This window comes from Streptomyces abyssalis (assembly GCF_001751365.1).
GTDB classification, from domain to species: Bacteria; Actinomycetota; Actinomycetes; order Streptomycetales; family Streptomycetaceae; genus Streptomyces; species Streptomyces abyssalis.
This window is the reverse complement of the sequence record NZ_LJGT01000038.1, coordinates 1,219,589-1,233,503: the sequence shown is the minus strand read 5'-3', so window position 1 is coordinate 1,233,503 and position 13,915 is coordinate 1,219,589. Positions and strand designations below refer to the sequence as shown.

The 13,915-nt window shown below is 67.3% G+C and carries 8 protein-coding genes and 1 tRNA gene; 6 read left to right on the top strand and 3 right to left on the bottom strand.

Annotation, left to right across the window (positions count from 1 at the left end; translation table 11 throughout):
* The first annotated feature begins 4 nt into the window (after window positions 1–4).
* From AN215_RS12645 to AN215_RS12635, 3 genes are all read left to right on the top strand, one after another.
* Window positions 5–193: a helix-turn-helix transcriptional regulator gene (locus tag AN215_RS12645; protein ID WP_070009201.1), complete on the top strand. Its 189-nt coding sequence runs from the start codon at window positions 5–7 to the stop codon at window positions 191–193.
* Between the two features lie 61 nt (window positions 194–254).
* Window positions 255–1,643, top strand: coding sequence for a tyrosine-type recombinase/integrase (locus tag AN215_RS12640; RefSeq protein ID WP_070009200.1), 1,389 nt, complete (start codon window positions 255–257; stop codon window positions 1,641–1,643).
* Window positions 1,644–2,091: 448 nt separating this feature from the next.
* The gene (locus AN215_RS12635; RefSeq protein ID WP_216093793.1) at window positions 2,092–3,261 is read left to right on the top strand and encodes a hypothetical protein; all 1,170 of its coding nucleotides are present in this window, start codon (window positions 2,092–2,094) and stop codon (window positions 3,259–3,261) included.
* A 473-nt stretch (window positions 3,262–3,734) separates the two neighbouring features.
* Here the strand turns inward: AN215_RS12635 and AN215_RS29550 are convergent, their stop codons facing one another.
* Window positions 3,735–5,801, bottom strand: a complete 2,067-nt coding sequence (locus tag AN215_RS29550) for a tetratricopeptide repeat protein (protein ID WP_171904174.1) — start codon at window positions 5,799–5,801, stop codon at window positions 3,735–3,737.
* 326 nt (window positions 5,802–6,127) lie between these two features.
* Here AN215_RS29550 and AN215_RS12615 point away from each other — a divergent pair, with 326 nt between their 5' ends.
* Window positions 6,128–9,460 (top strand): tetratricopeptide repeat protein, encoded by a 3,333-nt coding sequence (locus AN215_RS12615; RefSeq protein WP_079122930.1) that lies wholly within the window; start codon window positions 6,128–6,130, stop codon window positions 9,458–9,460.
* 721 nt (window positions 9,461–10,181) lie between these two features.
* On the opposite strand, the gene AN215_RS12610 is transcribed toward AN215_RS12615, so the two are convergent.
* Together AN215_RS12610 and AN215_RS12605 are read right to left on the bottom strand one after the other, a co-directional pair.
* Window positions 10,182–10,269 (bottom strand) — tRNA-Ser (locus AN215_RS12610).
* A 55-nt stretch (window positions 10,270–10,324) separates the two neighbouring features.
* On the bottom strand, window positions 10,325–11,914 hold the full coding sequence (locus AN215_RS12605; protein ID WP_070009195.1) for a S1C family serine protease: 1,590 nt from the start codon (window positions 11,912–11,914) through the stop codon (window positions 10,325–10,327).
* A 211-nt stretch (window positions 11,915–12,125) separates the two neighbouring features.
* Here AN215_RS12605 and AN215_RS12600 point away from each other — a divergent pair, with 211 nt between their 5' ends.
* Both AN215_RS12600 and AN215_RS12595 read left to right on the top strand, forming a co-directional pair.
* A complete protein-coding gene (locus AN215_RS12600) occupies window positions 12,126–12,944 on the top strand; it encodes a glycerophosphodiester phosphodiesterase (RefSeq protein WP_070009194.1) in 819 nt (272 codons plus the stop codon).
* A gap of 241 nt (window positions 12,945–13,185) precedes the next feature.
* Window positions 13,186–13,704: an ATP-binding protein gene (locus AN215_RS12595; protein WP_171904172.1), complete on the top strand. Its 519-nt coding sequence runs from the start codon at window positions 13,186–13,188 to the stop codon at window positions 13,702–13,704.
* Window positions 13,705–13,915 lie beyond the last annotated feature (211 nt).

Genomic DNA, 13,915 nt, shown 5'->3' with positions numbered 1-13,915 from the left:
TCGAATGCCCCGCCAGCGACACCTCAAGTTGACCGAAGTCCTCGAAGAGATCGACATGTCCCGCGCCGCCTTCTACCGCATGCGAGCCCGCGGCAAGGCACCCAAGCTCATCAAGCTCCCCAACGGCCAACTGCGCGTACGCCGAAGCGACCTGGACGCCTGGTGGGCGCACTGCGAACAGCAAGCCGCCTGATCACGCCGATTCCGTGCGAGGGGCCCGCCAGATGACGGGCCCCTCGCCGGCTTGGAGAGACATGCTTACCTTCGACGTAGACGTCTGGTCGATCCGCAACCGCAAGGGCCGTCCGAAGCCCTTCGAACTGCGCTGGCGTGTGGGATCACGTCCGCACTCGCGGAGTTTCAAACTCAAGGCACAGGCAGACGGGCGCCGTTCGGAACTCATGGCGGCGCTCAGGAACCGTGAACAGTTCGACGAGGAGACCGGACTCCCCGCCAGCGAGTTGGCGGATCTCAACACCCCCACGTGGTACGAACACGCCACCGCATACGTGCTGATGAAGTGGCCGAAAGCTGCAGCCAAGCACCGCGCCAGCATCGCCGAGGCGCTGGCCGTGGTCACCCCGGTTTTCGTCTCCTCCTCGCGCGGTGCGCCCGACCCGAAGCTGATGCGCACCGCCCTGTACGGATGGGCCTTCCGTGCCGCACCGGGAGAGAACGGAAAACCCATCACACGCACGGAAACCGAGACGCCGCCCACTGCGGTAGCAGACGCCCTGGCCTGGATCAGCAATCACTCACTGAAGGTCACGGAAGCGGCCAGTACCGAGAAGATGCGGGCAGCCCTGGAGGCCCTGTCACTGAGGCTCGACGGGAAGCCGGCGGCAGAGAACACGGCAAACCGAAAGCGCATGGTCCTCAGCAATGCGCTTCGGTACGCCGTCGAGCGTGATCTGCTCCAGTCCAATCCCATGGCCCGCATTGACTGGGCGACGCCGCCTAAGGAAGACGAGGTGGACTTTCGGTACGTTCCCAACCCCACTCAGGTCACAGCTTTGCTCAAGGCAGTTCGCGAACAAGGTGAGCGAGGCAAGCACCTCGCGACGTTCTTCGGCTGTCTCTACTACGCGGCCATGCGTCCCTCAGAGATCGCTTCGCTACGCAAATCCGATTGCCACCTTCCTCAGACCGGTTGGGGAGAACTCATCCTCGCCGGCAGCCGACCGGAAGTCGGCTCAGGGTGGACGGACGACGGAGCGTCCTTCGAACAACGCGGCCTCAAGCGCCGGGCACGACGCGCTACTCGCCCGGTTCCGATCCCGCCGGTACTGGTCGTCATGCTCCGCGAACAGGTGAATGCGTACGGCGTCGCCGACGACGGACGTCTATTCCGAGCCGCACGGGGCGGACGGATCAGGTCCACCGAATACTGCGCGGTCTGGGACACAGCACGCGAGAAAGCCCTAACCCCGGAGGAAGCTGCATCGCCACTCGCCGACGTGCCGTACTCCCTCCGCCATGCGGGCGTCTCGCTCTGGATCAAGTCCGGCGTCGATCCGGTGGAGGTCGCGCGGCGGGCCGGCCACAGCCTCACCGTGCTCTTCCGCTTCTACGCGAAGATCCTCCGCGGCGAGCAGTCACGCGCCAACCAGCTCATCGAGAAGCGGCTTGATGGTGGGGTGTAAGGCGCTACTCGTAACCGCTCACGTGAAGAACCTCAGCTTCGTCGTGCTCCCCTGCTGTGGTCAACAAGTCGCGCTCCTGCAGAAGAACGTCCGTGCCGACCACCCCAGGGCTGCCCGGCAAGACCTCCGTACCGCGATATCACGTGGAGCGTTCAGCCTCTGTGATGGGAGGCAAGGTTTTCGCAAGGTCGGTGCAAGGAATCCACCGGAGCCGCCGGGGAGCCCTCCTCCCAGACAGGTGTAGCCGACGTTCGGGGGAAGTCATGGTTTCGGTTGGTGGACGTCTTGTGCCTACGCGGGTTATGCGGGGGCCTGTGGCGGGGCGGCTTCACGCACGGCCTTGCGCGAGTGGGGGCCGTTGATGGCCGGGAGTGCGTGGCTGAACGGGCCGGTTGGTCTGGGTGCGGACAGTCGGGTGCTGCGTAGGGGATGTCGCAGCGTGCTAGTGGTGGTTCCGTTCTTGGTGGCCGGTATCCGGTTGTTGGACGTGCTTGCACTGCTGAAGTCCGATCACCGAGTGGTGGTGATGTTCACCGTGGCGCCGGCCGGAAACGGTTCGATGTGTCACGGCGCCGCCGAGTTCGTACGGTCCCGGGGGGGTCTGCTTCTGCCGTGGGAGCAGGCCGTGCAATGCGAGTTCGACCTGGTGCTGGCTGCCAGCGAGACAGCGGTGGAGCAGCTTCACGGGAAGGTGATGCTGCTGCCGCATGGGGCAGGGATGCTGGCGTCCCGGTCACGCGCCAGAAGCGCGGGTCCTGATGCGCAACCTGCGCATGGGTTGGATCGAGGGGCATTGGTTCACCGTGGGCGACTGGTGCCGGCGGCGTTGGGGCTTACGCATGAGGGCGAGCTCGGTGTGTTGCAGGAGTCATGTCCGGAGGCGTTGCCGGTAGCGATCGTGGCGGGTGATGTCTGTTTTGACCGGCTGGTAGCGAGCATGCCGCTGCGGGAGCGTTACCGGCAGGCGTTAGGTGTGGCTGACGGCCAGCAGTTGGTGATGGTTACCTCCACGTGGCAGCCGGAGTCCGCTCTGGGAAGTCATCCGGACCTGGTTGAGCAGATGCTGGATGAGTTGCCGCCGAAGGAGTACCGCGTGGCTGCGGTCTTGCACCCGAACATCTGGGGTGTTCATGGTGCTTGGCAGGTGCAGGCGTGGCTGGAGGACTGTCTGCGTGCGGGTTTGCTGCTGCTGCCGCCCGAGGAGGGGTGGCGGGCAGCGCTGGTGGCTGCTGATGCGGTAGTGGGGGATCACGGGTCGGTCACCAGCTACGCGGCCGCGACCGGGGCACCGGTGCTGTTGACGCCTTCTCCGCCGGAGTGCTTTCTGCGTCCGGGAAGTCTGGCAGAGGTGGTCTCCCAGGGGGCCGGTCGTCTTCGGTTGGACCGGTCGCTGCCTGAGCAATTGCAGGGGGTCCTGGGGCGGCGCAGTCCGCACTGGCAAGCTCGGGTGGCTGGGTTGATTACTTCCCGGCCGGGGCAGGCTGCCGAAATTTTGCGGCGTGCGATGTACGGCCTGCTGGATCTGCGAGAGCCCTGCCGGGCTGTGACGAATGCTCCGGTACCGCTGCCGACTGCCGTGGGCGCCGATCAGAGCCCGGTGTGCGGGGAGCCGGAATGAGTTCCTCTTCGTGTCAGCATTCGACGCTGGGCGGTTCCGTGATGCGCCAGGGGGAGTTGAAGGTCAGTCGCTGTCCTCGCCACAGCCGGGATGTGGAGGGCGTGTGGCTGTGGGTCTGGGGTGTCGCGGGGCCGCATGCTGGGTGTCCGTGTGAAGTTGCTGACCGGTTTCTCGTGGTGGGTGAATCGGCTCCCATGCGGTGGAGGCAGAGCGCCGATGTGATTGTGGGCCGGCCTCAGCCGACGGTCGGTGACGCGCTGGGGGTTGCCGATGCCTGGTGGGCGAGCGCTCCGGGATGCGGTCTGGTCACGGTACCGGCGGGCGAGGTGGGGACGGTGTTTCGGACTCGCGTTGAACAGGTGCTCCTTAGCCGCGGGCCGCAGGAGCTGTGCGCGGTGTGTGCCTATCCGTGGCTTGTTGCCGGGTACCGGCTCACCGACCTTGTGGAGCAGTCGCCGCTGTTGACGTGAGCGTCACAAGGGGGAGGGGGTGTCCAGCTGTGCTTGCACTCTGTCGAGTGCGCGATTGACCCGTTCCAGGTTGGGGGCGCCGGCGTCCAAGTAGCAGGCTCGTGATCGGGTGAGGAGGTTGTGGGCGGTCGCCGGTTCCTTAAGTGCTTCGGCGGCTTCACCCCACACCATCAGTGATTGAGCCTGGTATTGGCTGGAGCCCGATTCGGCGAGGAGCGACCAAGCATCCCGGGCCACGGCGGCTGCATCGCTGGCACGTCCGCTGTGCGTGAGTGCGTCGGCGAGCCAGACCATGGTCATCGCTTTGACCTTGTGGTCGGACAGTGACGCGGCCAGGTCGCGGCCCTGGGTGAGCTGGTCGATCGCTTCGTCGAGTCGGCCTGCGGTACTGAGAGCTTGGCCGAGCCGCCGTCGGGCGAGTGCTTCTCCTCGTACTCGTCCGGCTCGGCATTCGAGTGCCACTGCTTGTTGCTGCATGTCGATGGCATCGTCGAGGTCGCCAAGGGAGCGGTGTGCCATGCCAAGGAGTCCCACTGCTTCTGCTTCAGTCTCCTCATGGCCGGCTTCGCGCGCGGCGGCCAGAGAGCGGTTTCCTTGCTGGAGAGCATCTTCGGCGCGGCTGAGGTTGTGGAAGGCGAAGCCGAGATGGTGGTGCATGCGTGCGCGAGCGGCGGGGTTATTGCAGCGAGTCGTGGCATCGATGCCGAGGTGGTAGGTGGCCATCCAGTCGGGGAAGTGCTTGCGGTGAAGGAATAGCGGCCACAGAGCCTCGGCCAGTTGCCACACGAGGCTGTCGAAACCGCACTTGTAGCCGGTTCGCATAGTTGCCATGAGGTTCGGCAGTTCGATTTCCAGTGCTTCTAGTGCTTCCTGGCCCGTGGTGAAGGCCCACGAGGTCTGGGCAGGGTCGTGGCCAGGTCCGAGATACCACTCTTGTGGCGTCACGGTATGGGCGGCGGCCGCGGCGAAGGTGCGGTAGTGCTCCAGGAGGCGCCGGAGGACAGCGTTGTGCGTCTGAGGGCTGTCATCGGTCTGGGCACGGTGGCGCGCGTGAAGGCGGACCAGGTCGTGGAAGTGGTATCGATCGGAACCGGTGGCTTCCAGGATGCTGGCGTCTACCAGGTCCTCGAGTAGGCCCGTGGTGTCGTCGAGAGTGTGCTGCAGTGCTGCTGCGGCGGCCTGGAGGGAGAGGTCCGGTCCTGGGTGGAGTCCTAGCCATCGGTAGGCGCGAGCCGTTTGGGGTGGCAACCCGTCGTAAGAGAGGTCGAAGACACTCAGGACGGAGACCTCCTCCATCGCCAGGGCTTTGAGCCGCCGCTGTTCGTCAGTCAGTTCCTGCACGATCCGGGCGATGGGCCACTGAGGGCGTGTCACCAGTCGTGCTGCTGCGATGGACAAGGCAATGGGGAGCCCTGCACATAAGCCCACAAGTCCCGCTACAGCATCGGCCTCTGCAGCTGCCCGGCGTTCGCCCACGGTCCGGGCCAGCAGTTCCGTGCCGGCTCGCTTCTGCAACGGGGTAACTGGGATGAAGTCTGCGCCGTCCATGCTCAGACCACCCAGGCGCCACCGTGTCGTCACCACCACGGTGCTTGTTGAGGAGGAAGGCAGCAGCGCACGCACCTGGCCGGCGGTGGAAGCGTTGTCCAGCAAGATGGCGATGCGGCTGTGCGCGGTGAGGGAGCGGAAAAGTGCTGCGGTCTCTTCGACCCCGACCGGGATCTGTTCTTCCACTACTCCCAGGGCCCGGAGGAACCCTCCCAGAACCGAGTTCGCTGCCGCCGGTTCTCCCGCGGGGTCTGGGGCGAGGTCGGCGTAGAGCTGACCGTCCTGGTAGTGGTCGGACATCTCGTGCAGCCATCGCAGTGCCAGTGCACTCTTGCCCACTCCACCGGGGCCGAAGACGACTGCCAGTCCGGGTCCTTCTGAGTGTTTCCGGGAGTCAGCGATGCGGTGCAGGGCGTGCAGTTCTGTCGTGCGGTTGGTGAAGTGGGCGGGCGAAGGTCTGAGTTGGCGGGGCACCAGCTGCTGGGTAGGGGCGGGGGTCGGGTCAGCGTGGTTGAAGTACACGCTGCCGTGGATAGACCCGGCTTGGATGGTGAGGCCGTGGAGGTGGGCTGACCCGCCGATGCGATTGTCCGTTGTCTGGGGCCCTAATGGGTGGTGTCGCAACCAGTTCTCAAGCTCAGTTCTCCATGCGGCATCCGTGGCGGCGTGGTGTGCCAGGGAGTTCGACAACTGTAGGAGGGCGGAGTGAGGTGCCTCGGTCCGGCAGGCTTCCTCCCACTGCCGGAGGAGTTCCCCGCGGGGCCCGGGGTGCATGTGCACCAGCCGCTGCAGGGCCTCTCCGGCCGGTGAGCTCCCCAGCGGGCTGCTAGAAATTATGGCCGATAACAGTGCCGTTGCCATCTCTGCTTCGCGCACGGTGCTTCCCCCGGGGCCAGCCCTATCCATCGCGACGTGTGCGGGCACATGCAGCAGCGTTTTGCCGACCGCCCGCCTTCTTGGTGCCCTCTACCCGAGGTCCCTGTGGATCGAACGGGGACCTCGGCGATGGAGAGGGTTTCGGACCTCCTGTCGGCTGGACGTGGCCACAGTTTGTGACCCGTGTCATCCTCAACCGACGGACGTGCCGTACCGGCGGGAGGTCGCTGGTGGAACTCCGCATACTGCTACTTGGTGCGGTTGAGTTACGAGCCGGAGAAGAATGCGTCCTGCTCAAAGCACCCAAGGAACGTCTCACCTTGGCCGCCTTGGCGTGGGATGCTGGCCGGACGGTCAGTGTGGACACTCTCATCCACCGGGTCTGGGATGATCACCCACCCGCGAAACCACGCGAGGCGCTGTATGTGCACCTCCACCACATTCGCAAGGCGCTGTCGGCCCTGGCCGGCTCCGACGGGCCCACCATCAGCAACAGCTCTCACACCTACACGCTGCAGGCCGATCCGGATGCGGTGGATCTGCGCAGGTATCTGATTCTTCTCGATCAGGCCCGTTGGCTGGCTGACGGCGGCAGCGACAGGGAGGCCCTCGCCGCGGTGCACGAGGCATTCCGATTATGGGGTGGTGAGCCCCTGGCGGGACTTCCCGGGGCCTGGGCCGCTCAACTGCGCAGTTTCGTCGAGGAAAGAAACCTGACTACCGCCCGGCTGCAGGCGGAGGTCGCCCTGCGCTTAGGGCACTACGCGGAGGCCATCACCGGCCTGCAGCCTCTCGCGGACCATGAGCCAGCGGATGAGTCGCTTGCCGGTCAGCTTGCCCTCGCGCTCCACGGATGCGGCCGGACCGAAGCGGCCAGCCGCTTACTCCAGCGCACGCGGCAATACATCCTGCGGGAATCGGGCTCCGAACCCGGCGCCGAACTCCAGCACATTCACCGTGGCGTCCTGGCCCGCACGCCGGTCACTGTGCTGCTTCCCTCGCACTCCTCTCCCGCCAGTCCCGCACCCATTCCGGACACTCTTCCTCCCGACGTGCCGTGGGTTGGCCGCCAGGCAGAACTGGAACAGCTGACCGGGATGATGGCCAGCGCGGTGGAGGAGACCGACGGCACAGCTTTCACTGCGGCCGCCGTGACCGGCATGCCCGGCTCGGGAAAGACCGCGCTGGCCGTTCACGCCGCCCATCAGCTACGCGAGCACTTCCCCGACGGGCGGCTCTTCCTCGAGCTGCGCGGTCATGCTCCTCACCTGCCCCCCATGAGCCCCGCAGAGGCCATCGGTGAACTGCTGCGTCTTCTCGGTACCCCTCCAGCAGCCGTCCCCCAGGACCTCAACGGCTTGATCGCACTGTGGCGAAACTTGGCGCGCGGGCGCCGGTTCGTCGCCATCCTCGACGATGCCGCCAGCGTGGAGCAGATCTACCCACTGCTGGCCGGAGACTTCTCCTCCTTCATACTCGTCACCAGCCGTCACCGGTTGACGGGTCTCCCCAACGTTCATCACCTAGCGTTGGACGTACTTTCCCGCACAGATGCCGTCGCTCTACTTCAACGCCTGCTCGGTGATGAAGAGCAGACCCCTGACGCGGGGGGAGCGGCGACCTTGGCCCGTCTGTGCGGTGACCTCCCCCTCGCATTGACTCTCATCGCCAGACGTCTGCTCTCCAGGCCGACTTGGCGAGTCTCCGACCTTGTGGAGCGCTTCAGCCGGGCACGTCGGCGGCTACCCGAAATCCGTGACCGGCACGGTGCGATGGCCTCTGCGCTCGATATCTCCTACAAGGCGCTCACCTCGACCCAGCAGAGAGTCTTCCGCAGGCTCGGCATGCACATAGGTTCCGAACTCGGTCCCGAAGCCGCAGCCTCGCTGGCCGGTCTCCCCTTGGAAGAGGTCGAGCATGCGCTGGAAGAACTGCTGGCCTGCTGCCTGATCTCCGAGCCCGCTCCCCACCGTTACCGTCTGCACGACCTACTGCGGGAGTACGCTTCCACCCTCGCCGAAGAGGACACAGCGGCCGAGAACCAGCACGCGCTTGATCGGCTGCTGCTCCACTACCTGCACACTGCCGACCGGGTCGACCGGCGCGCATACCCTCACCGCCTGCGCATCGCCTTGCCCGCCGATGCCACAGCACCGCCAGTCCGGCACGACACTGATCCTCAGCAGTGGTTCACCATCGAAGCGCCCAGCCTGCTGGCCGCACTCGAATACGCCCGCACCCATGGATCACCACAGCAGGCGGCTCTGCTCACCCACACACTGGCCGGCTTCTTGAGCAGCGAGGGCTACCTCAGCACCGCAACCCCCCTTCTCCGAGCGGCCGTAACCCATTGGCAGACCACAGGGGACCGTGCAGCTCAGGGCCGCGCTCTGATCGACCTCGCGGGTGTCTGCGCCGGTGCCGGCTACTACGACGAAGCGCTCCACAGCGCCCAAGAGGCCCTGAAACTTGCCCAGCAGACCGATGACGAGGAGCTGGAAGCCGAAGCCCTTCACCAGCAGTCCATCACGTGCTGGCACACCACCCAGAACACCGATGCCTTTAGCCTCCAACAACGCGCGCTCCGGCTCCGTCTGGCCGGAACAGACCGCCTCCAACAAGGAAGGAGCTACAACGTCCTGGGCATGATCTGCCTGGGTCTCGAGCGTCACAAGGACGCATTGAAGTATTTCCTTGACGGCCGAGCGCGTTTCCACGATGTCGGCGACCGACGCGGGCAGTTCGTCGCAGTCCACAACCTTGCGGAACTGCACAAGGAAGCAGGCAATCTGGATAGCGCCATCGGTGCTTATCGGCAGGCAATCAGCCTGTCCCAGGCCCCGGTCGGTACCGGGCAGTGCGCCATCCTCCAGATGAACCTCGCCGACACACTGTGCAGGCATGGAAGACCCAAGGAGGCGCTGGGCCTGTACGACAAGGCGCTTCCGGCTTTACGCAGCTCCGGCGACCGCCGCAGCGAAGCCATCGCGCACATCGGGATCGGCCAAGCACTCCACGCTGCGGGCCGGAGCGAGCAGGCACTTCCCCACTACACCGCCGCGCTGACCATCGCCCGCACTATCCGCGCCACGCTGGAGGAGTGCCAGGCTCTTCGGGCCTTGGGCGAGGTTGAAGCGACCACCGGGCGTCTCGCCCAGGCGCGAAGGCACCTCAACGCCAGCCTCGCCCTTAGCCGCAAGATCAACTCCGGGATGGAAGAGATCGAGACATTGAGGGCGCTCAGTGACCTACAGCGAAACGGAACCCTCTCTTCCGGAACACAAGGCGACGACATGAGCACCTAGGGTGGGTGCTACTGTGTGATCACCTGCGAAACCCGCAGGTCAGCCCGCACTTTACGGGGCACCGATCACTGCTGTCCCGCGTTCGGACCGAACCGGGGAGCCACCCCACGAGCCTGCCGGACCGGCACCACGGGGTTCAAAAGTAGGACAATACCGAAAGAAGGCGCACGTGCGTCGCCGAATAGGCCTGCAAGTAATTCCCCTCGTATTCGTACTGGTGTGCATTCCGTACGTCACTGCCTCCACAGTCGCGGCCCCGCCCTCGGTCTCCGCCTAGCCCAGCGTGCCGGAGGTCCCACCTCCGGCACGCACCATCGCCTCGGTCGCGTTCGCGAGGCGCAGCGCCAGGCCGGCGTCGTCCAGCCGCGCCGAATCCTCCAGGGCCGTACGGAGGTTGGCGGCGTCGGTGTGTTCAGCAGCCGCAGCGACTCGCGCTGTCCGTGGCCGCGGAGATGGGGGTCGGCGAGTTCGGTGAAGTGCTCGCACACTCCGCAATGGTGCCTCCCAGTGCCACGCCTACTGGTTCACGCAACTGCGGCTACTGCCCCAAGCAGCTGAGCAGCGCTCAGTTCGATTAGGAGGGCCTTTTTGGCCCACAGATGGCCCACACAGGCTGGTCAACACCGAGAAATACGCGGAACGCGGTGAGACAGAGTGCACGCAAAGGGCGCGTCTCCGAACCGGAGACGCGCCCTCTGACCTGCTACTTCTCTGACCTCGGCGGAGGCGGTGGGATTCGAACCCACGGTGAGGGGTTACCTCACGACGGTTTTCAAGACCGTTCCCTTCGGCCGCTCGGGCACACCTCCCCGCGTCGCCCGCTCGGGGCGACGCGGGGGTCAGCCTAGCGAACCGCCGACGGCGTCACTGATCGCCCTTGCGGGAGCCGAGGGTCACGTCGGTCGTGGCCTCCTTGCCGTCCCGCTTGTAGGTGATCTTGACCTTCTCGCCCGGCTGGTGGGTCCAGATCGTGCCGATCAGGGTGGGCCCGCTGTCGATCGTCGTGTCGTCGAGCTTGGTGATGACGTCGCCGGACTTGAGCCCTGCCTTGTCGGCGGGGCCGTCCTTCGTGACCGCCGCCTGGCCGCCCTGGCCCCGGTCGGCGATGACCGCACCACCGCCCTTCTGGTCCATGGTGACGGTGGCGCCGATCACCGGGTAGACGGGTGTGCCGGTCTTGATGAGCTGAGTGGCAACCCGCTTCGCCTGGTTGACCGGGATGGCGAAGCCCAGGCCGATGCTGCCGGACTGGCCCTGGCCCAGACCGCCTTCGCCGCCGGCCGACTGGATCGCCGAGTTGACGCCGATGACCGCGCCCTGTGCGTTCAGCAGAGGGCCGCCCGAGTTGCCGGGGTTGATGGACGCGTCGGTCTGCAGCGCGTTCATGTACGAGGCGTTGCTGCCCTGCCCGTCACTGGAGGCGACCGGACGGTTCTTGGCGCTGACGATGCCGGTGGTCACGGTGCCGGAGAGCCCGAACGGGGCGCCGATCGCGATGGTGGCGTCGCCGACCTTCACCTCGTTGGACTTGCCGAGGGGGAGCGGCTCGAGCTTGCGGTCGTCGGCGTTCTCGAGCTTGAGGACCGCGACGTCGTAGCCCTGGGCCTTGCCGACGACCTCCGCCTCGTACTTCTTGCCGTCGGAGAAGGTCGCGGAGAGCCCGCCGCCGTCGGAGCCGGAGGCCACCACGTGGTTGTTCGTGAGGATGTGGCCCTGCTTGTCGAAGACGAAGCCGGTGCCCGTGCCCTCCTCGCCGCCTGCCTTGGTCTCGATCGTGACGACGCTGGGCAGCGTCTTCCCCGCTATGCCCGCGACGGACTTGGGGGAGCGGTTCAGCGCCCCCGAGTCCGAGCCCGAGCTGATGGTGGTGGAGGACCCCTCGTCCTGCTCCGCGGCCCAGAAGCCGATGCCCCCGCCGATGCCGCCGGCGACCAGCGCACCGACGAGGACCGCCGCCAGCAGCCCGCCTGGTACGCGCTTGCCGCCCGGCGGCGGTCCGGGCGGCGCCGGCGGGGCACCCCACGGGTACTGCGGTCCGCCGGGGCCTTCCGGGCCGCCCGAGCCTGGTCCGCCGGGGCCCGTGTCACCGGCGCCCGTACCGCCGTACGGAGAATGACCGCCCGGTGCGCCGCCTCCCCAGGGCGAGCCCTGGGACGGTCCGCTGCCCTGGCCGTGCCCGCCGCCCGGAGCGCCCGGGTCGCCGAAGCCGGCCACCGGCTGCGACGGCTGACCCGGATGGGCGTGCGGCGCAGGCGGCGTGGACGGTGCGGGCGGAGCGGACGGTGCAGGCGGAGTGGATTCTGACTTGCTCATGCTCTGCCCCTGACGGTCGGCGGCTTCGGAATCGGGGGCGCCGGCGGCAGCTTCGCGTGCATCTCTGCCGTGCACCGCGGGGGGCGTGGGTTCAGGCCCCGCCGCCGACGTGGCGGCAGCGCCCTCGTTCTCGGTGCTCACAGGTATCTCCTCATCAGCTACACGCCGTCGCAAGCCGGGACGTTCGCGCATTCCGGCATCCGTGCAAAGCCTTTCCCATGGTGCGTCAGACGGGCGTAAGACGCCGCCCGGGACGGGAAACCAGTCCTTTACGGCGGACATACGGACGCCCGGACGTCCTCCGTGGCAGACCCCCCGGCAGCCGCCCTTGCGCCGGTGGCACGATAACCCGGTGAGCAATCACATCAGGCCCGGGTCGCGCCTCACCCCGTCCCGCCCGGTATCCGTCATCGCGCACCGCGGTGCCTCCGAGGCCGCTCCCGAGCACACCCTCGCCGCCTACCGCAAGGCCATAGAGGCGGGAGCCGACGCCCTGGAGTGCGATGTACGGCTCACCGCGGACGGGCACCTCGTGTGCGTGCACGACCGCAGGGTCAACCGCACGTCCAACGGCCGGGGCGCGGTATCCGCCCTCGAACTCGCCGATCTGGCCGCCCTCGACTTCGGCTCGTGGAAGAAGGAGGGCCCCGACGAGGACCCGTACGAGTCGCCCGACCAGGAGGCCGGCGACCGCACCTCGGTGCTGACCCTGGAACGCCTCCTGCAGCTGGTGGCCGACGCGCCGCGCCCCGTCGGGCTGGCCATCGAGACCAAGCACCCCTCGCGCTGGGCCGGTCAGGTCGAGGCGCGGCTGCTGGAGCTGCTGGAGAGGTACCGGCCCGTGGTGCCCTCCGTACGGGTGATGAGCTTCTCCGCGCGCTCCCTGCACCGCATCCGGGCCGCCGCCCCGCACATCCCGACCGTGTACCTCATGCAGCTGCTGCTGCCGCGCCACCGCGACGGACGTCTGCCGGCGGGCGTGCGGATCGCCGGGCCGAGCCTGCGCATCCTGCGCGCGCACCCCGAGTACGTGGAGCGGGCGCACCGCCTCGGCAGCGAGGTTCACGTGTGGACGGTCAACGAGCCGGAGGACGTCGAGCTGTGCGTGATGCTCGGCGTGGACGCGGTGATCACAAACCGGCCACAGGAAGTGCTGTCACAACTCCGCTGAGACGGCGAATTGTCGTCTTCGTGTTAGGTGCGACACACCCGCCGCCCTCCCGCTCCCGTCGCCGGGGGCCCAATTCGCCCTCATTCCATGCCCCTTACCTGGGGTGTCCCGTCGCATTCGTGCTGTATTCGATCCCGCGGAATGCGTCAAGCAGCCGTGCGTGGCCGGTTTCCGCCAGACGTTCGCGGGGCATTCATCGAATTGGCGTGGGGCAAAGGAGGTCTCGGGGGTGGCGTTGGTTATGGCACAGAACGTGCCTGCTTCGTCGACGATGGCCGTGCCTCACGGCCCCGCCGGAGTGGGGGCCGCAAGGCGCAGGATGCGCTCCGACCTGCTGGCGGGCGGAGCTTCGGAATCCGTCGTCGACGACGCGGTGCTGGTCCTCTCCGAACTGCTCAGCAACGCTTGCCGGCACGCGCGGCCGCTCAGCCAGGACGAGTCCGTGCGCGCGAGCTGGAACCACGCCGGCGACGGCGAGTTGACCATTTCCGTGACGGACGGCGGCGGCCCCACGCGGCCCCTTCCGGCGACTCCTTCGATCAGTGCCCGCGGAGGCCGCGGCCTGGCCATCATCGGGGCGCTCGCACGTGATTGGGGCGTACGCGAGGAGCTTCACGAATTCACGGGCGGAATACGGCCGGATCACGAGGCGACCAGGGGCGTCACCGTCTGGGTCGTGCTGGCCGCCCGCCCGGGCGCCGCGGACGGTCTGACGGACGGCCTGGCCTTCGATCTGGCCACGGCCGACGAGGGGCGCTGAGGCGGCGAACCGGATGCCCGGGCCCGACGGCTCATCCGTCGGGCCCGCACCGGGAGTTCAGGCCGTCCGGGCGGCGGCGACACGCGGAACGCCTTACGTGCCGGGGCTCACCGGCTAGGCTCGCGGCGACAGTTGGCCTGCGCGCCCACCGTGCCGGCAGCCGGTCCGCAGCCACGGCACGCGGTCCGGGCACGGAGCGGAACGGTGCCCG

Excerpts from the sequence above, each read along its gene's own strand:
- AN215_RS12645 (WP_070009201.1), top strand. The coding sequence starts at position 5 with ATGCCCCGCCAGCGACACCTCAAGTTGACCGAAGTCCTCGAAGAGATC.
- AN215_RS12640 (WP_070009200.1), top strand. The coding sequence starts at position 255 with ATGCTTACCTTCGACGTAGACGTCTGGTCGATCCGCAACCGCAAGGGC.
- AN215_RS12595 (WP_171904172.1), top strand. The coding sequence starts at position 13,186 with ATGGCACAGAACGTGCCTGCTTCGTCGACGATGGCCGTGCCTCACGGC.